General features: G+C 69.8%; 18 protein-coding genes. 10 read left to right on the top strand and 8 right to left on the bottom strand.

What is annotated here, in order from left to right:
- Positions 1–256: 256 nt before the first annotated feature.
- The 3 genes from ACOCEP_RS04475 to ACOCEP_RS04465 form a co-directional block, all read right to left on the bottom strand.
- The gene (locus ACOCEP_RS04475) at positions 257–3,979 is read right to left on the bottom strand and encodes an ABC transporter ATP-binding protein (protein ID WP_482335907.1); all 3,723 of its coding nucleotides are present in this window, start codon (positions 3,977–3,979) and stop codon (positions 257–259) included.
- Between the two features lie 133 nt (positions 3,980–4,112).
- The gene (locus ACOCEP_RS04470) at positions 4,113–4,997 is read right to left on the bottom strand and encodes an ABC-2 transporter permease (protein WP_005150670.1); all 885 of its coding nucleotides are present in this window, start codon (positions 4,995–4,997) and stop codon (positions 4,113–4,115) included.
- The gene (locus ACOCEP_RS04465; RefSeq protein WP_482335906.1) at positions 4,997–6,148 is read right to left on the bottom strand and encodes an ABC transporter ATP-binding protein; all 1,152 of its coding nucleotides are present in this window, start codon (positions 6,146–6,148) and stop codon (positions 4,997–4,999) included. Before ACOCEP_RS04465 ends, ACOCEP_RS04470 begins: the two co-directional genes overlap by 1 nt.
- A gap of 584 nt (positions 6,149–6,732) precedes the next feature.
- Here ACOCEP_RS04465 and ACOCEP_RS04460 point away from each other — a divergent pair.
- The 4 genes from ACOCEP_RS04460 to ACOCEP_RS04445 are packed head-to-tail and all read left to right on the top strand — an operon-like array spanning position 6,733 to position 8,405.
- The gene (locus ACOCEP_RS04460; protein WP_482335905.1) at positions 6,733–7,035 is read left to right on the top strand and encodes a YbaB/EbfC family nucleoid-associated protein; all 303 of its coding nucleotides are present in this window, start codon (positions 6,733–6,735) and stop codon (positions 7,033–7,035) included.
- Complete coding sequence (locus tag ACOCEP_RS04455) at positions 7,032–7,301, top strand: hypothetical protein (protein ID WP_482335904.1); 270 nt, start codon at positions 7,032–7,034, stop codon at positions 7,299–7,301. Before ACOCEP_RS04460 ends, ACOCEP_RS04455 begins: the two co-directional genes overlap by 4 nt.
- Positions 7,301–7,630 carry a hypothetical protein gene (locus ACOCEP_RS04450; RefSeq protein WP_482335903.1) on the top strand — a complete coding sequence of 110 codons (330 nt, stop codon included), beginning with the start codon at positions 7,301–7,303 and terminating at the stop codon, positions 7,628–7,630. Before ACOCEP_RS04455 ends, ACOCEP_RS04450 begins: the two co-directional genes overlap by 1 nt.
- Positions 7,631–7,664: 34 nt before the next feature.
- On the top strand, positions 7,665–8,405 hold the full coding sequence (locus ACOCEP_RS04445; protein WP_482335901.1) for a hypothetical protein: 741 nt from the start codon (positions 7,665–7,667) through the stop codon (positions 8,403–8,405).
- A 25-nt stretch (positions 8,406–8,430) separates the two neighbouring features.
- Here the strand turns inward: ACOCEP_RS04445 and ACOCEP_RS04440 are convergent, their stop codons facing one another.
- Together ACOCEP_RS04440 and ald are read right to left on the bottom strand one after the other, a co-directional pair.
- Positions 8,431–11,157, bottom strand: a complete 2,727-nt coding sequence (locus tag ACOCEP_RS04440) for an AfsR/SARP family transcriptional regulator (RefSeq protein ID WP_482335900.1) — start codon at positions 11,155–11,157, stop codon at positions 8,431–8,433.
- 127 nt (positions 11,158–11,284) lie between these two features.
- Positions 11,285–12,400, bottom strand: coding sequence for an alanine dehydrogenase (gene ald / locus ACOCEP_RS04435; RefSeq protein WP_257484472.1), 1,116 nt, complete (start codon positions 12,398–12,400; stop codon positions 11,285–11,287).
- Positions 12,401–12,566: 166 nt separating this feature from the next.
- On the opposite strand from ald, the gene ACOCEP_RS04430 reads away from it, so the two are divergent.
- The 3 genes from ACOCEP_RS04430 (at position 12,567) to ACOCEP_RS04420 (ending at position 14,247) form a co-directional block, all read left to right on the top strand.
- The gene (locus ACOCEP_RS04430; RefSeq protein WP_482335898.1) at positions 12,567–13,508 is read left to right on the top strand and encodes a zinc-binding dehydrogenase; all 942 of its coding nucleotides are present in this window, start codon (positions 12,567–12,569) and stop codon (positions 13,506–13,508) included.
- On the top strand, positions 13,508–13,957 hold the full coding sequence (locus ACOCEP_RS04425) for a pyridoxamine 5'-phosphate oxidase family protein (protein ID WP_482335897.1): 450 nt from the start codon (positions 13,508–13,510) through the stop codon (positions 13,955–13,957). Before ACOCEP_RS04430 ends, ACOCEP_RS04425 begins: the two co-directional genes overlap by 1 nt.
- Positions 13,958–14,019: 62 nt before the next feature.
- On the top strand, positions 14,020–14,247 hold the full coding sequence (locus tag ACOCEP_RS04420) for a hypothetical protein (RefSeq protein WP_034309241.1): 228 nt from the start codon (positions 14,020–14,022) through the stop codon (positions 14,245–14,247).
- A gap of 122 nt (positions 14,248–14,369) precedes the next feature.
- Here the strand turns inward: ACOCEP_RS04420 and ACOCEP_RS04415 are convergent, their stop codons facing one another.
- From ACOCEP_RS04415 to ACOCEP_RS04405, 3 genes are read right to left on the bottom strand one after another with little or no spacing between them, the layout of a single operon-like run.
- Entirely contained in the window at positions 14,370–15,923 is a 1,554-nt protein-coding gene (locus ACOCEP_RS04415; protein ID WP_482335895.1) for a helix-turn-helix domain-containing protein, read from the bottom strand.
- 36 nt (positions 15,924–15,959) lie between these two features.
- Positions 15,960–16,397: a VOC family protein gene (locus tag ACOCEP_RS04410; RefSeq protein ID WP_482335894.1), complete on the bottom strand. Its 438-nt coding sequence runs from the start codon at positions 16,395–16,397 to the stop codon at positions 15,960–15,962.
- Positions 16,394–16,744: a PadR family transcriptional regulator gene (locus ACOCEP_RS04405; RefSeq protein WP_482335893.1), complete on the bottom strand. Its 351-nt coding sequence runs from the start codon at positions 16,742–16,744 to the stop codon at positions 16,394–16,396. The genes ACOCEP_RS04410 and ACOCEP_RS04405 overlap by 4 nt, the downstream gene beginning before the upstream one ends.
- A gap of 56 nt (positions 16,745–16,800) precedes the next feature.
- Here ACOCEP_RS04405 and ACOCEP_RS04400 point away from each other — a divergent pair, with 56 nt between their 5' ends.
- The 3 genes from ACOCEP_RS04400 to metX all read left to right on the top strand — a co-directional run bounded on the left by ACOCEP_RS04400 (position 16,801) and on the right by metX (position 19,671).
- Entirely contained in the window at positions 16,801–17,199 is a 399-nt protein-coding gene (locus tag ACOCEP_RS04400; protein ID WP_482335892.1) for a VOC family protein, read from the top strand.
- A gap of 79 nt (positions 17,200–17,278) precedes the next feature.
- Positions 17,279–18,580: a bifunctional o-acetylhomoserine/o-acetylserine sulfhydrylase gene (locus ACOCEP_RS04395; protein ID WP_482335891.1), complete on the top strand. Its 1,302-nt coding sequence runs from the start codon at positions 17,279–17,281 to the stop codon at positions 18,578–18,580.
- Positions 18,577–19,671, top strand: a complete 1,095-nt coding sequence (metX, locus tag ACOCEP_RS04390; RefSeq protein WP_482335890.1) for a homoserine O-acetyltransferase MetX — start codon at positions 18,577–18,579, stop codon at positions 19,669–19,671. Before ACOCEP_RS04395 ends, metX begins: the two co-directional genes overlap by 4 nt.
- Positions 19,672–19,730 lie beyond the last annotated feature (59 nt).

Here is a 19,730-nt window from a genome sequence, read left to right as displayed (position 1 = left end):
CGAAAGCCACTTTCGCAACGTTGAGGGTTGCGAAAGTGGCTTTCGCAACACCTCCGCCGGAGCCGCGTTCCCAAGGGTGAGTGGCGGCGGATGTCGTGAGTGCCGGCACCGCCGATTTCACGTGACCGGATGGACGGCGCGTGTGATCGGGTGGACGGCGCGTGTGACTGGAGGGACGACACGGCCGCGGCCGGCGACACGGTCGCGTGGCGTCCGGCCAGTCACGCGCGAAACCGCCACCACTCGCGAAGCCTGGTCAGCCGAGGGACCAGAGGCGCGCGTAATGGCCGCCCGCGGCGACCAGTTCCGAGTGTGTGCCCTGTTCGATGATCCGGCCGTGGTCCAGGACCACGATCCGGTCCGCCTTGGCGGCGGTGGCGAGACGGTGCGCGACCACGAAGGTCGTGCGGCGGCGGGCGAGCTGTTCCGTCGCGCGCAGGACGGCGGCTTCGGTGGACGGGTCGAGTGCCGCGGTCGCCTCGTCGAGCAAAAGGACGTCCGGGTCCACGAGTTCGGCGCGGGCGAGGGCGACGAGTTGCCGTTGCCCGGCCGAAAGGGACCGCCCGCGTTCACCGACGGGCTGGTGGAAACCGGCCGGGAGCGCGGCGACACCGTCGAGCGCGCCGACGGACCGCACCGCTTCCTCGACCTCCGCGTCCGTCGCGGAAGGCCTGCCATAGCGCACATTGTCCGCGACGGTCCCCGAGAACAGATGCGCTTCCTGCGGCACCACGCCCATTCGCGTGCGCAGGGCGGCGAGGTCGTACTCGCGGATGTCGGTCCCGTCGATCCGGACCACGCCGCCGGTCGCGTCGTAGAACCGCGCGACGAGCTTCACCGCCGTCGACTTCCCGGCGCCCGTCGCGCCGACCAGTGCGACAGTCTCGCCGGGCGCGACGTCCAGTGAGAGCTGCTTCAGAGCGGGTTCATCCGTTGCGGTGTAAGCGAAGTCGACGTCCTTGAAGGAGACCTCGCCGCGCAGGCGGCCCGGCATCGCGACCGGGTTTTCCGCCGCCGGAACGGAAGTCGGCGTCCGCAGCAGATCGCCGATACGGGTCAGGCCGACCCGCGCCTGCTGATAGCCGTCGAACACCGAGGACAGCTGCTGGATCGGCGAGAAGAACTGGCCGAGGTACAGCAGGAACGCCACCAGCACACCGGCCGACAGCGTGCCCGCCGCGACCCGGTTCGCGCCGACGATCAGCACGACCACCTCGGCCAATCCGGAAAGCATCGCCGCGAAAGGGAAGTACGTGGCGACATAGCGCTGGGCACGCAGCCGCGAACGGCGGTACTCGTCGCTGCGGGAAGCGAACTTCTCCGCCGTCCGCTCCTCGCGGGTGTACGCCTGCGCGACCCGCAGCCCGTTCACGTTCTCCTGCATGTCCGCGTTGACGACGCTGACCCGTTCCCGGGCTTCGGTGTACGCCTTGGACGACGCCCGCCGGAAGATCACCGTCGCCACGACGAGGATCGGCAGCACCGCGAGCGCGTACGCGGCCAGCCCGATGTCGGTGATCATCAACGCGGCCGCGATCCCGACCAGTGTCAGCGCGCTCACCACGGCCTGCGCGACACCGGTCTGCAGGAAGGTCGAAAGCGCGTCGACGTCGGTCGTCATCCGGGTCATGATCTTCCCGGACAGTTCGCGTTCGTAGAAGTCGAGACCGAGCCGTTGCAGGTGGGCGTAACTGCGGACGCGCAGCGAATACAGCACCGTCTCGCCGACCCGCGCGGTCATCTTGGTCTGGAGGTAGACCACCAGCCAGTCGGTGAGGATCACCAGCGCGCCGATGCCGGCGGCCAGCCAGATCACCGCCTCCGCCCCGGCGCGCACCCCGTTGTCGATGCCGTGCTGGTACAGCGCGGGCATCGCGATGGTGGCCAGCGCGTCCGCCGCGACCAGCCCGATCACCACGGCGAGCGGGCCGCGCACCGGTTTCAGCAGGCGGCCGAGACGGAACTTCGGTTCGGGCGCGGTGACGTCGGTGCCCGGCAGGCGCGGAACGTCCGTGGCGGGTGGCAGTTTCCGGACGCCTTCGATGAGTTCCCGGCTCGGCGGCAGGTCGACGTCCCACTCACCGCCCGAGCCCTTCCGCTCGCCCGCCAGCTCGTCGGCCTTGTCCTGCTCCGGCCACAGAGCCGGGGTGATTCCCGCCGGGCCGCAGTCCAGCCCCTCGCAGCGATGCGGCTCCTCGACGTCGTCACCCGGACCCGCCACGAGTTCGCGGAACAGCGGGCAGCGCTCGAGAAGCTCCTCCTCGGTGCCGACGTCGACGACGCGGCCCTTGTCGAGCACGGCGATCCGGTCGGCGAGGGCGAGGGTGGACCGGCGGTGCGCGATCAGCAGCGTCGTCCGGCTCGCGGTGACCGAACGCAGCGTGTCGTGGATCGCGGCCTCGGTGACCGTGTCGATGGCGGACGTCGCGTCGTCGAGGACCAGCACGCGCGGATCGGTCATCAGCGCCCTGGCGAGGCCGAGCCGCTGCCGCTGGCCGCCCGACAGCGTGAGACCGCGCTCGCCGACGAGCGTGTCGTAGCCGTCGGGGAGGCGCTGGATGAACTCGTCCGCCTCCGCCGCCCGCGCGGCCGCGCGGATCTCCTCGTCGCTCGCGTCCGGCCTGCCGTAGGCGATGTTGTCGCGTACCGAGGAGGAGAAGAGGAACGCCTCCTCGAAGACCACGCCGATGGCGCTGCGCAGGTCTCGTTGCCGGACGTCTCGGACGTCGAGATCACCGACCTGGATCGAGCCGCTGTGCACGTCGTAGAACCGGGGGAGCAGCAACGAGATCGTCGATTTGCCGGACCCGGCCGTGCCGACCAGCGCGAGCGTCTCGCCCGGCCGGGCTTCCAGGGTGAGCCCGTCGAGCACGGGATCCGACCGCGTGTAGCCGAAGGAGACGTCCTCCAGCCGGACGCCGAGCGGTCCATCGGGCAGCGGCCGCGCGTCCGGGCTGTCCACGACGTCCGGCTGCGCGTCGATGAGTTCGTTGACCCGCTCCGCGCCCGCCCTGGTCAGCTGGGCCTGCACGACGAGACTCGAGATCATCCGTGCCGGACCGATCAGGATGGACAGATAGGTCGCGAAGGCCAGGAAGGTGCCGAGGCTGACTTCGCCCTTCAGCGCGAGGATGCCGCCGACCGCCAGCACCGCGACCTGACCCGCCGCGGGGAGCGCCGCCGTCGTGGCCGTCGGCAAGGACGAGAGCCGGGCCGCGCGCATGCGTTCCGCGAAGAGCTTCTTCGCCGTCTTCTCCAGCTTCGCGACTTCGCGCGCTTCCTGGCCGAAGCCCTTCACGACGCGTACGCCGGTAACGGTCTCCTCCACCTGCTGCGCGACGTCGGCCGCACGCTGCTGTGCCGCCCACGTCGCCGGGAAGAGCCGCTTCCGGCTCACCGCCATGATGATCGCGATCGCCGGGGCGACCACCATCGCGATCAGGGTCAGCGCCGGCGACATCCACAGCATCGCGCCGAGCGACAGCAACGCGAAGATCACCGAACCCGCCGAAAGCGGCACCTGCATCAGGACCGACGTGACCAGCTGCAGATCCGAGATCGCGCGCGAGGCGACCTGGCCGGTGCGCAACGCGTCCTGCTTGCCGCCGTCGAGCCGCGAGACCGCGCCGAACACCTGGCGGCGCAGGTCGTGCTGGACGTCGAGGGCCAGCCGCCCGCCGACGTACCGGCGGGCGAAGGCATTGCCGAACGTCAGCACCTGCAGCACCGCCATCACCGCGGCGAGCAGGCCGAGGCGGGAGGTGTCGCCCGCGACGGCGTCGTCCAGCGCCTCGCGGATCAGCAGCGGACCCGCGGCCTGGAGCCCGACGCCGATGATCGCCGCGCCCAGCGAGAGCACGACGAGCCAAGGATGTTTCCAGCACGAAGCGGCCAGGCGGCGGATCCAGCCTCCGGTGGGCGCGGGGGCGGTCTCACGAGCCGGACTGGCTTGACGCGGACGAGGTGGAGCAGTAGTCACCCCGCAAGCCTAGGCGTGCGCACCGACAGTCCCGGGCGGTTCGCGCAGGGCCGAACGCCATGAACGGTCCGTTCCTTGCGAATTTCGCAAGGAACGGACCGTTCATGGCGCGTGTGCGGCGGGAGGCTGTGACCTACGTGATGTCCTTCTTCTGGTTCACGGCCCAGCCGGCCAGGAAGAAGATCATCGTCCAGCCGAAGAAGATCAGCGCCGAGGCCCACCACGAGAACGCGCCGGGAGCGCCGGCCGCGTACTGCAGCGCCCACGCCGTCTCGTCCTGCAGGCCGGGCACCTTCACCCCGGCGGCGCCGAACGCTTCGGCGCCGATGGCGCCCACGATGCCGTTGACCGTGCCGTTCGGCAGGACGCCGCCCAGCCAGGTGATGTCGGCGGCGCCGAACATGACGAAGACCAGCACGTTCTCGACCACCAGCATCCAGATGGTCAGCGTGATGATGCTGCCGACCACGCTGCGCCAGACCGCGCCGACCCCGATCCCGAACAGGGTCGCCAGGATCGTCGCGAGGACACCCGCGCCGAGCACGCCCAGCCACTGGCCCGCCGTCGGCAAGCGCTGGCTGTCGACCGTGATCACGGTGCCGAGGCTCGCCGCGCCCACGATGATCACGCCGTAGATCGCACCCCAGGCGATGTAGGTGATCATCTTCGCGCTCAACGCCGAAACCCGGTTCGGCGCGGTGAGGAACGTCGTGGTGATCGTCTTCTTCGTGTATTCGCCGGCGAGGGCGAAGACGCCGAAGATGATCGGGATCATCGTGCCGATGTTGATGCCGTGCCCGAGCGCGAGCAGACCGACCGGCAGCTCGCCGGTCGAGATGCCGAGCGCCTCGGTCAGCTCACGGGTGTCCGAGCGGCCGAGGAAGTCGCTGAAGTCGTTGGTGACCATGCCCCAGAACAGGGCGAACGCGAAGGCGAAGACCACCGCGGGGATCATCAGCGCCCACCACGCCTTGAGCGTGAGCGTCTTGCGGAACTCCGCCTTGATCAGGTTGCCCATCAGCCCTGGCCTCCCCAGCCCTCGTTCTGCCCCTGCTGCTGCGCCTGTTGCTGAGGCGGGGCCTGCTGATACTGCGGTTGCTGCTGCTGGAACTGCTGCTGCGGCGGAGCGAAACCGGGCGGCGGCGTGTTCTGCGGCGCGTAGCCGGGAGGCGGCCCCTGGTAACCGGGCGGCGGGCCCTGATACCCCGGAGGCGGACCCTGGTAGCCCGGCGGCGGGCCCTGCTGGAAGCCGGGCGGCGGCGCGGCGTACTGACCCTGCGTCAGCTGGAAGAACATCCGCTCCAGATCCGCGGTCTCCTCCTGCATGCCGTAGACCGCGATGCTCGCCTTGGCGGAGACGTCACCGATCTGCTGCACCGTCGCGCCCGAGACCGCGACCCGGCCGTCCGGCATCGGCGACACCTGCGTGATCCCCGCCTCCTGCAACGCCGAGACGAGACCGTTCGCGTCGGCCGACTGCACCAGCACGCGGGACTGGTTGCTCTTGCGCAACTGGTCCAGCGAGCCGTTGTAGCGCGTCATGCCCTGACTGATGATCACGACCTGGTCGATCGTCTGCTCCACCTCGTTCAGCAGGTGGCTCGAGACCAGCACCGTGCGCCCCTCACGCGCGTACGCGCGCAGGAAGTTCCGCAGCCACAGGATGCCCTCGGGGTCGAGACCGTTCGTCGGCTCGTCCAGCACCAGCACCTGCGGGTTCCCCAGCAACGCCGTCGCCAGCGCCAGCCGCTGCCGCATACCGAGCGAGAACCCGCCCGCCTTGCGGTCCGCCGCCGACGAAAGGCCGACCAGCCCCAGTACCTCGTCCACCCGCTGATCCGGCATCCCGATCGCCGCCGAGTACACGCGCAGGTGATTCCGCGCCGTGCGACCCGGGTGGAAACCCTCGTTCTCCAGCACCGAACCGACGACCCGGGCCGGATTCCCCAGCTGGTCGTGCGGGCGCCCGTTGATGGTCGCCGTGCCGTTCGTGGGCGTCACCAGCCCGAGCAGCATCCGGAGCGTCGTGGTCTTCCCGGCGCCGTTCGGCCCCAGGAAGCCGGTCACCGAACCGGGCTCCACCGTGAAGCTCAGATTCTGGACCGCGTTGACCGCACCGAACTGCTTGCTCAGGTTCTGCACCGCGATGCGGCCACTGCCGTCGTGCATACCGTCCCCTTTTGTTGACGAAGGCCGATCACGCGACATCCTGCCTCACCGGGTGAGTCCGCACCCGAGGAAGGGGTCAATCCGCCGAAAGCGACCTTCGTCACGTCGAGCACGGTGACGGCTCGGCCCTCCGGCGTCCCCGCCGCTGCGCCGAATGGCCGCTGACTACCGGATATGCGTCGCAAAGCATGGAAAATCACCGACCATCAAGGACTTGGGTGAACAAATAATTCGGAAGACATGGCAACCCCATGCAGCGCGACGGCGACTTATTACCTACGATGGAGGAGGCGGCCCGCTCCCAGTGACCCCCAGGCTGGTTGAGCGGGCCGCCCTCAGCCCCTTTGCCCCACCTTGGTCGGTGCTTGCGCACATTCCCGGAGGTGGGGCTTCGTCGTATCACCCGGGGGCCGAGTCCCCGGACCCCCGCGGTGCGGTCGGCGCCGGTTGGCGGGGTGGTGGCCTAGGGCGCGGGGCGCCGTGGCCCGGTGAGGGCATCGTGATCGGGGCCCTTGTCAGGAAAGGTTCGGGAAAGGTCGGGGCGTGATCCTGTCGTCGTTCGGGTGACGAGGGGAGAACGACCGGTGGACACCGATCCGGTACGGAAGATCAGAGAGTTCGCGGCGCTGCTCGCGAGGAACAAGGCCGCGCTCGTGCAGGCCGAGGGGGAACTGGCGGGACGGCACTACACCGCTTCGGCACGTGGGGGACTCGTGCGGGCGGAGGTGGACCATCGGGGCGGGCTCGTCGGGATCCACATCGATCGTGCCGCCGTCGCCCGCAGCCGCGGCGGCGAACTCGGCGCGTACATCGTCGAGGTGGTCGGCCAGGCCCGGCGTGAGGCCCGCGCCGAATACCGGCGGCTGATCCAGGCAGCCGTCCGATGAGCGGCCTGCTGCGGCTTCACGACCTCGACGAGGAAGACGACCGCCGAGCCGCCACCGCACGAGAAGAGCATTTCGCCGGCGCGGACATCGACGCCGGTCTCGGCAGGGTCCACGTCGACGAGGCCGGTGACCTGGTCGCCGTCGACCTCGACGAACGTGCGCTGCGCGCGATGAACCCGGCCGCGCTCGGCGGCCACCTCCTCGCGGCGATCGAGCGGGCCGAACAGGCCGCCAGGGCCGGGCGAATCGAACGGAGAAAGCTCTGATGGCAGAGGGAACCGGCTACGAGGTCTATCCGGAGTCGCTCGCGGCGATGGCGACCGAATTCGGCGCCGCGGAGGACTCGTGGACCTCACTCAAGAACCTGGTCGGCGGGCTGACCATGCAATCGGGTGACCTCGGCCTGCTCGCCACCAACGTGGGATACGTCGAGGTGTACAACGCGGCGTGCACGCTCGTTGTCGAGAAACTCGGGTTGGCTGTCGAAAGTTTCAGGAGCACGGAGGCAGCTCTCATGAGCGTCGCCAACACCTACGCCTTGCAGGACGATGAGTACTACGAGGGCCTCAGCCAGCTCGGGGGCGACGATGACTGAACCGGCCCCCTTCCCGGAAAACGACGCGGCGAACGTGCTGACCGCCGCGGAGCTGTTGGATCCCTTCGTCTCGCCCCCCGGCTCGGTCTCTCTCGCGGTACAGGCGGTCGTCGACAGCGTCCGCCAGCTCATCGGCGAACCCCGGATCCCGGCGGCGCTCGCCACACAATGGGGCGAAGCGCAGAAGACACCGAGTGCGGTGGGGACGCGACTGCGCGATGGGCTGGGTTCGCTGGACGCGTACTGGCAAGGAGGCGCGTTCGATGCGTTCAAGACGCACGCCGAGGGAGTGATCGACGGCTGCCAGATCACGGCCGAGAAGGTGGGCGAGGTGGGCGGCCGGCTCGCCGAAGCGACCGCCTTCGTGTATCAGACCTGGGGGCTGGCGATCGGGTTCATCACGAGGGCGGCTGCCGCCTGTGCCTCCTTCCTCGACCCGCTGAACATCCTTGACGCGATCAACTCCTTGATCGACAGTTACGCCGATCTTCTCGAGAGCGCACTCGTGACGATGGGCGAGTTCGCGGCCAATGTGAAGGCCATCGAGATCTCCGCGATCGGCTTTCCAGAGCCGGGCACGCTGCCATCGGTGGTCAGCGAACCCGACAAGTGGTTCGTCGAACCGGCACCCGAAAACCAACTGGAGGACAAGGAGCCGACGACCGGATCCGGGATGGGCGAGTCGCAAGGCGGGGTCATCGCCCCTGACGAACCGGCGACGGCCGAGGACGAACCGGCGAACGAGCCCGCCGGACTCGAGGAAACCCCCGCCTGAACCGGCCGCCTCGGCGTGTGAACCTTCACGTGCCGAGGCGGGCCCGGATCTTCTCGGCGATCGGGTCTCCGGTGGCCGTGCACAGACCGAGCGCCTCGTGGAGGTGGTCCCGCGCCTCGGTTTCGCGTCCGGCCGCCGCCGACAGGTCGGCGAGCTGCACGAGCAGCCGGGCCGAGCCCCACCGGTCGTCCAGTTCGCGCGTGATCGCGAGCGCGTCCCGATACCGTTCGCTCGCCTGCTCACGCAGCCCCATGTCCCGGTAAAGGTCGCCGAGGGTGCGCAGGGTGAACCGCAGCGACGTGCGATCGCCGGTGCTCCGCTGCAGTTCGACGGCGTCCCGCAGATGGCGAAGGGAGTCGTCGAACAAGCGCTGCTGACGGCGCAGATCTCCGAGGTTGTTCAGCGCGATGCCCTCGCCGTGGCCGTCGCCGTCCGCCTGGAACATCCCCAGCGCGGCCGTGTAACTCTTCGCCGCTTCGGCGAAGCGGCCCATGCTGTCCTGTGTCACGCCGAGGTTGTTCAACGTCCACGCCTGCCCGTGCCGGTTGCCGAGCTCGTGGAACACCTCCGCCGTGGTGCGGAAGTACTCGATGGCTTTCTCGAAACCGCCGACGTCATCGTGCGCGATCCCGAGGCCGAGCAGCAGGTACGCCTCGTCGACGCGCCTTCCCGACCGCCGGGCCGCGGTCACCGCGATCTCGTGGGTGACCAGCCAGTCGTCCCAGTGTTTGGTCAGGTAGAACAACCGCATCAGCGCGGCGGCCAGCAGACAGCAGAGATCGTCGGCGCCCTGTTCCGCCGCGGTCCGCACCAGGGTCACCAGGTTCGCGCGCTCGGCGGCGAACCAGGCGAGCGCCTCTTCGCGGGTGTGGAACGGTGCTTCGGTCCGCGTCTCCTCCACACCGCTCAAGTCGATCACCCGTGCCTTCGGATCGACGAACGTGCGGGCCGCGATCACCGTGCGCAGGAACCACACGAACAGCCGCCGCATGGCCGCCTCACGGCAGGCGGGCTCGATATCGTCCGCGAGTTCCCGTGCGTAGGCGCGGAGCAGGTCGTGCGTCCGGTACCGGCCGGCGAAGCCCTCCTCGACGAGGTGCGATCGGGTGAGCGCGTCGAGAGCCCTCCGGGTGGCACGCAGGTCTTCACCGGAAAGCGTGGCGAACGCGGACGCGGTGAGGTCATGCCCCGGATGGAGACCCCACAGGACGAAGAGACGCGCGGACGACGGCGGAAGGTGATGGAAGGACCGGGAGAACACCGAGCGGATCGCGGTGTGCGCGTCGCCGTCGGCGTCCATCAGGTCGAGGCGCCGATGCTCGTCCGCCAGTTCGGCGGCCAGATCGGCGACGCTGATGTTGTCGCGGGCCCGGAAGATCTCCGCGGCGACCCGCAGGGCGAGCGGCAGCCGGACGCACTGCCGGACCACCTTGTCGATCGCGTCGGCGGCACCGTCCGTCCGTTCGCCCGCGAGCCCACGGAACAACTCCCGTGCGTCGGAAGACGGCAGCCGTCGCAGGACGATCCGGCTCGCGCCGTCGCGGGCCACCAGACCGGCGAGTGAATCCCGGCTCGTCACGACGACGTGGCAGGACGAACTCATCGGCAGCAGGGGCCGGACCTGCTCACAGGTCCGCGCGTTGTCGAGCACGACGAGCAGACGGCGGCGGGCGGCCAGTGCCCGGAACCGGGCCGCCCGTGCGGTGAGGTCGCGAGGGATCGCCGGGCCTTCGACCCCCAAAGCCTGGAGGAACCCTTCGAGCACGTTCGCGGCCGAAGGCGGCTGCTCCGGCCCGTAACCTCGGAGGTCGACGTACAGCTGGCCGTCGGGGAAGCGGGGACGAACCCGGTTTCCCCAGCGGACCACCGTCGCGGTCTTGCCGACACCCGCGGTGCCCACCACGACGCACACCGGTGCCGAATCCCGGCCGGACAGGGCGAGTTGATCGTCCAATTCGGACAGTTCCGCCGTTCTGCCGACGAAGTTCCGTACGGTGCGGGGCAGTTCCGACGGCACGACCGCCGGTGACGGCGAGCCCGCCGGTTCGATCGGCAGCCCGGCGAGGATTCGCCTTTCGGCTTCGCGAAGCTCCGGGCTCGGTTCGATCCCGAGCTCCTCGACGAAGAGCCTTCGTGCCGCGCGGTAGACGGCCAGGGCAGCCGTGCGCCGCCCCGCCCGGTACAGCGCGATCATCAGCAGTTCGTGCAGTCGTTCCCGGAACGGGTGACGGCGGATCAGTTCGGTCAGCTCGTCGACCAGGGACGAATGCCCGCCGTCGGCGAGTTGAGCCTGGCACAGCGTCTCGATCGCGGCCAGCCGGCGCTCGGTGAGCAGCCGTGCCCGCTCGGCCAGCTCCGGCGAGTCGAGGCCGTCGTACGGCTCACCGCGCCAGAGGCCGAGCGCCTCACGCGACAACTCGGCGCACCGCCGCGGATCGCTCGCGGCGGCCTCGTCCACGAGCGACTCGAACCGCTGGGCGTCGAGTTCCCCCGGTGACACCCGCAGGTGGTAGCCGCCTTCTCCGCTCACCAGCCGATCCGGTTCGCCGAGCAGTCGCCTCAGCTTGTGGACGTGCAGGTACAGCTTCGACGCGGAGTCGTCGGCTTCCCCCGGCCACAACACGTCGACGAGCGCGCTCGCCGGAACGTCGCGGTTGGCGTTCGCCAGCAGCGTCCCCAGCAGGATCTTCTGCAGACGTCCGGTGACGGTGACGGATCGGACGCGGATCGGCCCCAGTACCTCGAATTCCATTCGAGTACCTCCCCGCGGACAGTGTGCCGCGACCGCGGGGCCCAGGGGCCGGAAAGGCGTAAAAAGGAGCGAGGGACCTTTGCGCACTGGGGTGCAAAGGTCCCTCGCGTGGGAGTGTGGCGTGGGGTCAGGCCAGGACGTCGGCCAGGTCGGTGGCCGGCAGGCCGTGCGCGGCGGCGACGGGGGCGTTGGTCAGCGCGCCCGCGTGCGTGTTGAGGCCCTTCGCCAGCGAAGCGTCGGCCTGCAGCGCCTTCAGCCAGCCGTGCTCCGCCAGCTGGACCGCGTACGGCAGCGTCACGTTGGTCAGCCCGTAGGTCGACGTCCGGGGCACCGCGCCCGGCATGTTCGCGACGCAGTAGAACACCGACTCGTGGACCTTGTAGGTCGGCTCGTCGTGCGTGGTCGGCCGCGAGTCGGCGAAGCAACCACCCTGGTCGATCGCGATGTCCACCAGCACGCTGCCCGGGCGCATCCGCGAAACGAGCTCGTTCGAGACCAGCTTCGGCGCCTTCGCGCCGGGCACGAGCACCGCGCCGATGACCATGTCGGCCTCCAGCACGGACTGCTCCACCGACAGCGCGTTCGAGGTCACCGTGCGGATGCGGCCGCCGAAGTCGTTGTCGATCTGGCGGAGCCGGTCGACGTTGGTGTCCAGGATCTCGACGTCCGAGCCGAGGCCGAGCGCGACCCGCGCCGCGTTGAGGCCCGCGACACCGCCGCCGATGACGACCACGCGCGCCGGGTGCACACCGGGGATGCCGCCGGGCAGCACGCCGCGGCCGCCGCTCGGCTTCATCAGCGAGAACGCGCCCACCTGCGGGGCCAGCCGTCCGGCGACCTCGGACATCGGCGCGAGCAGCGGCAGCGCGCGGTTCGGCGTCTGCACCGTCTCGTAGGCGATCGCGGTGGTGCCCGCGGCCAGCAGCGCGTCGGTCAGCGGACGGTCCGCGGCGATGTGCAGATAGGTGAACAGCACCTGGTCGGCGCGCAGCCGCGGGTACTCCTCGGCGATCGGCTCCTTGACCTTGAGCACGAGCTCGCCTTCGGCCCAGGTCTCCTCCGCCGTCGCGAGGATCTTCGCGCCCGCGGTGACGTATTCCTCGTCGGTGATGGACGAGCCGAGACCGGCGCCGGTCTCGACGAAGACGTCGTGGCCGCGCCCGGTCAGTTCGTGCACGCCCGCCGGGGTGAGCGCCACCCGGTATTCGTGCTTCTTGATCTCACGGGGGACGGCGATACGCACGGAAGGCCTCCTGGCGGCGGGTCTGCGAACAAAGGTGCTGCCACTCACGGTGAGCCACCCGGACGGCGGTGTCATCGTCCGCCCGCGACAGTGTTGGGAACCGATCATGGTTTCCCGGGCACAATCGCTTGACCTCCAGTCGACTGGAGCTTGCACCTTGGGTCACATGAGAGCCGTGTGGTTGAAAGAGTTCGGCGGGCCCGAAGTGCTCGTCGCGGGCGATGCCCCGGATCCGGTGCCCGCAGCGGGCCAGGTCCTGATCGAGGTGGCCTTCGCCAACATCACGTTCGTCGAGACGCAGTTCCGGGCCGGCGGGGGCGGGCCGTTCCGCGCCGAACTGCCGATGATCCCCGGCAACGGCGTCGGCGGCGTGATCAGCGCCGTCGGGGAGGGGGCCGACCTCGGCCTGGTCGGCAAGCGCGTCGTGACCTCGACCGGCGGTGCCGGGGGCTACGCGGAGCGGGTCGCGGTCGACGCCGGCGCCGTCTTCGAGGTGCCGGACGGCCTGGCCCTCGACGACGCGGTCGCGCTCCTCGCCGACGGCCGCACGGCCACCGCGCTGGTGACCGCCGCGGGTATCCGCCCCGGTGAGCGCGTGCTGGTGGAAGCAGCGGCCGGCGGGGTCGGCGGGCTGGTCGTCCAGCTCGCCAAGGCGGCCGGCGCCGAAGTCGTCGGCGCGGCGGGTGGTGCGGCGAAGACCGAGCACGTCCGGGAGCACGGCGCGGATAGGGCGGTCGACTACCGCGAGCCGGGCTGGGCGGTGAAGGCGGGCGAGGTCGACGTCGTGTTCGACGGGGTCGGCGGCGAGATCGGGCAGACGTCGTTCGGGTTGCTGAGGCCGGGCGGCCGGATGCTGATCTACGGGCTGTCGAGCGGCTCGTGGACGGAGGTGTCCGAAGAGGACGCCGCCGCGCGCGGGGTCACGGTGATCCGGGGGCTCGGCGGGCCCGCCGAGCTGCGGGCGTTCACCGAGTCCGCGCTCGCCGAAGCCGCCGCCGGAAGGCTGGAACCCGTGATCGGCCAACGGTTCCCGCTCGACCGGGCGGCCGACGCGCACGCGGTCATGCAGTCGCGTGGCGCGCTCGGCAAGACCTTGCTCGAGGTCTGATGTTCGACGTCGACGAATTCCTCGCCGGTCCGCTCACGGCCAGGGTCGCCGCGGCGGGCCCGACCGTGCGTCCCACCTGGTATCTGTGGGAGAAACAGGCTTTCTGGATCCTCACCGGGCCGTGGGCGCGGCTGGCCGGGCTCGTCCGCGAATCGCCGTCGATCGCGGTGACCGTCGACGTGTGCGACGTCGGAACCGGCCTCGTGCGGCAGGTGCTCGCGCGCGGTGAAGCCGAGGTGCTGCCGTTCGACGTCCCCCGTGGACGGCGGCTGCTGAGCCGGTACCTCGGCCGGGACGAAGGCGCATGGGACGCGCGTTTTCGTTCTTACCTGCACGACGATCCCGGTGTGAAAGGGACCGTCTGGGTCCGGATGGTGCCGAAGGGATTCGTCGCCGAAGACCTCGGCTATCGGGTATCGGGAACGGCGGTGCAACCTGCGAAACGGTAAATGCAGCACGATCGAGTCAAGATGTTGATCTTACTGGCCGGTAAGCTGCCATTCTGTTCCGCATGACGAATCAGGACTGGCGGCGGGAGCGGCGTGTCCGCACCGTCGACACCGAAGGCAATCCGGCAGATGTCATCGTGGGCCTGGTCGAAACCCCGGGAAACGGCTACGAAGCCGCCTTGCGGGTCGACGGCGGACCCGGTGTTCTTTTGCCGCTTTACCCCGGTGCCGATCTGCTCGCCGCGGTGCGGCAGACCATTGAGGACGGTTATCGCGCCAGCGCGCATTGAACCGTCGGATGTCAGGAAAGGGTCTTTCAAGACGTTTTAGGTCCTGAAAGACCCTTTCCTGACGTCTGAGGACGGTTTTGTCGAACTATAAAGTGTTCGCTACCGAGCATTTTGTAGTGGAATCAGCTCCATCGCAGGGAAACGAGTTGTGTGAGCAGGGCCAGCCGGACGTCGGGATCGTCGAGGTCCAGCGGGACGAGGTCGAGCAACCGCCGCATCCGGTAACGCAGGGTGTTGGGATGAATCCGGAGTTCCTTCGCGGCCGAGCGCGGGTCTCCGGGATGGCGCAGCCATTGGTAGAGAGTGTCGACGTAGCCGCTCTCGTGGGCTTCGTCGTGCGCGCGCAGTAAGCCGAGCGGGCCGAGCTCGGCGACCCTCGCGGTCGTGGCCGCCGTCGCCCCACGGTGCAGCGAAAGGGCGGTCCACGCCTCGTCGAAGACCACGACACGACCGGGCACCAGCTTCGCGCGAAGCAGCCCCAACGCCTCGTCGGCCTGAAGCCGTGACGTCGCGAGTTCGCCGATCTCGCAGGCCGACCCCGCCGCCGCTCGCGGTGTCCCGCCCTTTCTCGACGACGGCAGGGCTTCGAGCGCCGCCCGGAGTTCGTCCCAGCCGTCGCCGTCCGGCACGACCGCGTACAGCAGGCCCCCGAGTTCGGTGGCCACCGGCCGCCTGCCGACCCCCTGCGAGATCCGTTCGAGGAGGGCGAGCCGCAGGCCCTCGTCGTCGTGGCCGTCGCCGCCGGCCACCTCGATGACGACCACGCGGTGCGGCTCCTCGGAGAGGTCGAGTTCCGCGATCGCCTTGCGCGGGCTGGCCTTTCCTTCCAGGACGGCGCGCAGGAGTTCGGCCGAGACCCGGCGTTGCGAATCGGTGTGCGCGCGGCGGCGCAGCAGGTGCAGCGCGACGACGGGCGCCGCGTCGGCGAACGCGGCCGCGCGTTCGTCGGAGACCGGGCCCGCGACGACCGCCCACATCGATCCCAGCAACTCGCCACCCATCCGGATCGGCACGATGAGCCGGGGCAGGGTGCCGTCACGCTGCGCGGGCACGAAGATCGTCTGCCGCCCGCGGGAAAGCTCGCGGAACACCCCACGTGAACGGAACCGCGCGAGCACGTCGTCGGGGATGCGGCGGCCCATGATCGTGGACACACGCGCCGAGTCGGTCAGGTCCTGCCGGGCCGAGTACGCCAGCACCCGCGAGTTGGTGTCCTCGATGGTCACGGGAGCGTCGACCACCGAAGCGACGGCGTCCGCGAGGCGGAACAGGTCACCGGAGCCGGGGCCGCCGCCGTCCTCCAGCGCGTCCGACTCGTCGGCCAGCGCGTCGAGGACCGTCCTGAGCAGCCAGACGAGCTGGGCCCACGACGTCGCCGAGCGCACCTCGATCAAGGCGATGTCCGCCGATTTCGCCGCCCGTTTCACCGAGGGTTTCGCCGCGAGCGGCGGTTTCAGCAGGACGGCGGCGGCGCCTTTGGCCGCGCTGAGCCGGACGAGTTCCGCGGCGTCCGGCGTTTCGGTGATCGCGACGCCGAGGACGAGATCGCCCGCGGCGAGGGTGTTGCCGGGTTCGGCGATGACGACGTCGCCGACGGCCGGGGACTCCTCGGGGACCTGGAGGGCGTGCAACAGCGTCGGCCCCACCCGGTCGACGACACTGCGCACGGAAACCATGGGGCGATTGTCCAGCAGGTGGGACCGCCGCACACGTCAGACCTCGCGAGGCGTCCGCGCGTCGATGTCCTCCGGTGTGAACCGCTCCCGTTTGGTCGTCAGCGCCCATCGGTGGCCGTCCGGGTCGGCGATCCGGCCGTAGCGCTCGCCGAAGAACATCTCCTCGACCGGCGCCTCCACCGTGGCGCCCGCGAACACGGCGCGCCGCGCGAGGTCGTCGGGGTCCTCGGTCTCCAGAACGAGCAGCATCGGAGTGCCGCCGAGGGTGGCGGGCGCGAGCGCGTCGAGCTGCGGGATCTCCTGGCTCACCAGCAGCCGCGCGTCGCCGACCGCGAGTTCCACGAACAGCACGACCCCGTTCGGCAGCACGTTGCGGAACAGCTCCACGGCGCCGAACGCCTTGGCGTAGAAGGAAAGCGACGCGTCGACGTCCTTGACGAACAGATGCGGTGTCAAGCCGAGCGGCCGGCTCACGCCGACTCCGCCCGCTTCAGCAGCCCGGCCTGCCCGGCCACGGCGACGAGCCTGCTCAGGAACTCGGCTTCGCGCGCGGCGACGTCCCGGCCGGCGCGAGTCAGCCGGTAGTAGCGGCGGCGCGAGTCGTGCGGCTGGTCCTCGCTCGCGTCCGCGGCCTCCTCGACCAGGCCGTCGGCGGCGAGCCGGGCGAGCGTCCGGTACAGCGTGCCCGGGCCGAGCTGGGTGGTACCTCCGCTCACCTCGTCGACGAAACCCATGATCGCGTAGCCGTGCGCGCGGCCTTTCGCGAGTGCCAGCAGGGTCTGGAACGCGGCGGGGGTGAGCTGCGGGTTGCCGTCGGCCATCCGCGAAGCATACACTCCGATTTAGTTATATCCATTATGGATACAAAGGAGTCGAAGTGGCGATTCAGGGTGTGCACAAGATCGTCGTCGGAGTACGGGACCAGGATCGGGCGAAGCGGTTTTGGTCCGAAGTCGTCGGATTCGAGATCACCACCGACGTGCCGTATGACGACAACGGGAACCGGTGGGTCGAGGTCACTTCAGCCGATGGGGTGACGTCGCTCGTCCTGAGCACCGCGCCGGAGGACCTCAAGCGCTTCGAAGTGCGGGACGAACTCCCGACGGGCAACTTCTTCTTCTACGCCGACGACATCGAAAAGACGTACGAGGAGCTTTCGGCGAAGGGGGTCGAGTTCCCCGCGCGGCCGGAGAAGCAGCCATGGGGCTGGTGGGCGATGTTCACCGACTCGGAGGGCAACAGGTTCGCTCTTCAGGAAAAGAATCCCACGTCCTGAGAGCAGTTGGGTGCTCCGTCCGGCGGAGCTAGCTTCGGTGCCAACAGCCGAAAACCCTTGAACCGCTAGGAGAATCGCGATGAGCGCGGACGGATGGTCGTTCGAGACCAAGCAGATCCACGCGGGTGCGGCGCCGGACACCGCCACCGGCGCGCGGGCGACCCCGATCTACCAGACCACCTCGTACGTGTTCCGCGACAGCCAGCACGGTGCCGACCTCTTCAGCCTCGCCGAGCCCGGCAACATCTACACGCGGATCAACAATCCGACGCAGGACGTGCTGGAGCAGCGGATCGCCGCGCTCGAAGGCGGGGTCGCGGCGCTGGCGTTCGCCTCCGGGAGCGCGGCGACGACGGCGGCCATCCTCAACCTCGCGAACGCGGGCGACCACTTCGTCTCCAGCCCGTCCCTCTACGGCGGCACCTACAACCTCTTCCACTACACGCTGCCGAAGCTCGGCATCGAGGTCTCGTTCGTCGAGGACCAGGACGACATCGAGCAGTGGAAGGCCGCCGTCCGGCCCAACACCAAGCTGTTCTTCGCCGAAACGCTGGCCAACCCGGGCAGCAACGTGCTCGACATCCGCGCGGTCGCCGACGCCGCGCACGAGTCCGGGGTCCCGCTGGTCGTGGACAACACCGTGCCGACGCCGTACCTCGTGCGCCCGATCGAGCACGGCGCCGACATCGTGGTCCACTCGGCGACCAAGTACCTCGGCGGACACGGCACCACGGTCGCCGGGGTGCTGGTCGACGGCGGCACCTTCGATTTCGGCAAGGATCCGGCGCGGTTCCCCGGCTTCAACGAGGCCGACCCGAGCTACCACGGCCTCAAGTACTGGGAGGCCCTCGGCCCGGGCGCGTTCGCCGCCAAGGCCCGGGTCCAGATCCTGCGCGACACCGGCGCCGCGATCGCACCGTTGAACAGTTTCCTGATCCTGCAAGGGATCGAGACGCTTTCCCTGCGGCTGGAGCGGCACGTCTCCAATGCGCAGGCCCTGGCCGAATGGCTGGAGCAGCGCGACGAGGTCGAGAAGGTGTACTACGCCGGGCTGCCGTCGAGCCCGTACCACGAGGCCGCCAAGAAGTACCTGCCGAAGGGTGCCGGCGCGGTGCTGTCGTTCGACCTGCGCGGCGGCACCGAAGCCGGACGGGCCTTTGTGGACGGTACGGAACTGCACAGCCAGCTGGTCAACATCGGTGACGTGCGCAGCCTGATCGTGCACCCGGCCTCGACGACGCACAGCCAGCTCACGGCGGAGGAGCAGCTGTCGAGCGGTGTCACGCCGGGCCTCGTGCGGCTCGCCGTCGGGCTGGAAGGGATCGAGGACCTCAAAGCCGATCTCGAGGCCGGATTCCGGGCGGCCAAGGCCGCTCTGTGACCGGTGCTTGGCGAGAGGGAGAGCCGCCTGGACGTCGCCGCTTCGTCACCGGCGTCCAGGCGCTCGAAACCGGCGGCACGCTGCCCTTCACACTCGCCTACGAGACCTGGGGGACGCTGGATCCCGGTGCCTCCAACGCGATTCTCGTCGAGCACGCCCTGACGGGGGACAGCCACGCCGTCGGCCCCGCGGAGGAAGGCCACGTCAGCCCCGGCTGGTGGGACGGCCTGATCGGGCCGGGAAAGGCGATCGACACCGACACGTTCTTCGTGGTGGTCCCGAACGTGCTCGGCGGCTGCCAGGGATCGACCGGCCCGTCTTCGCGACATCCGGACGGGAACGCTTGGGGCAGCAGGTTTCCCGCTGTGACCGTCCGAGACCAGGTGGGCGCGGAGACCGTCCTCGCCGACGCGCTGGGCATCGGCCGGTGGGCCGCGGTGATCGGCGGTTCGATGGGCGGGATGCGTGCGCTGGAATGGGCGGTGAGCGAACCGGAGCGGGTCGCGGCGCTGCTCGTGCTCGCGTCGACCGCGCAGGCGTCGGCCGACCAGATCGCCTGGGCCGCGCCGCAGCTGCACGCCATCCGTGCCGATCCGGGCTGGCGCGGCGGCGACTATCACGACGTCCCCGGCGGCGGCCCGGAAGCCGGCCTCGGCATCGCGCGCCGGATCGCGCACGCGACCTATCGCAGCGAGGCCGAACTGGCGCAACGCTTCGGGCGTCGCCATCAGGACGGCGAAGACCCCTTGCACGGCGGGCGATTCGCCGTCGAGTCCTATTTGGACCATCATGCCGGGAAGCTTTCCCGCCGGTTCGACGCCGGCAGTTACGTGGTGCTCACCGAATCGATGAACACGCACGACGTCGGGCGCGGGCGGGGCGGTGTCGCGAACGCGCTCGGCCGGATCACCGCGCGCACGGTCGCCGCCGGGGTGGACAGCGACCGGCTCTACCCGCTGTACCAGTCGCGGGCCATCGCGGACGGGATCGGCGAGGCGGAGTTCGCCGTCATCGGCTCGCCGTACGGGCACGACTCGTTCCTGATCGAGACCGAGCAGATCGGGCGGCTGGTGAAGCTGCTGCTGGGGTAGCCCGGCCGACGGGCGACCTGCCGTTGCGAAAGCCACTTTCGCAACCTTCAACGTTGCGA

The sequence above is a fragment of the Amycolatopsis sp. CA-211722 genome (assembly GCF_056828465.1).
This window is presented reverse-complemented; position numbering and strand designations above follow the sequence as displayed.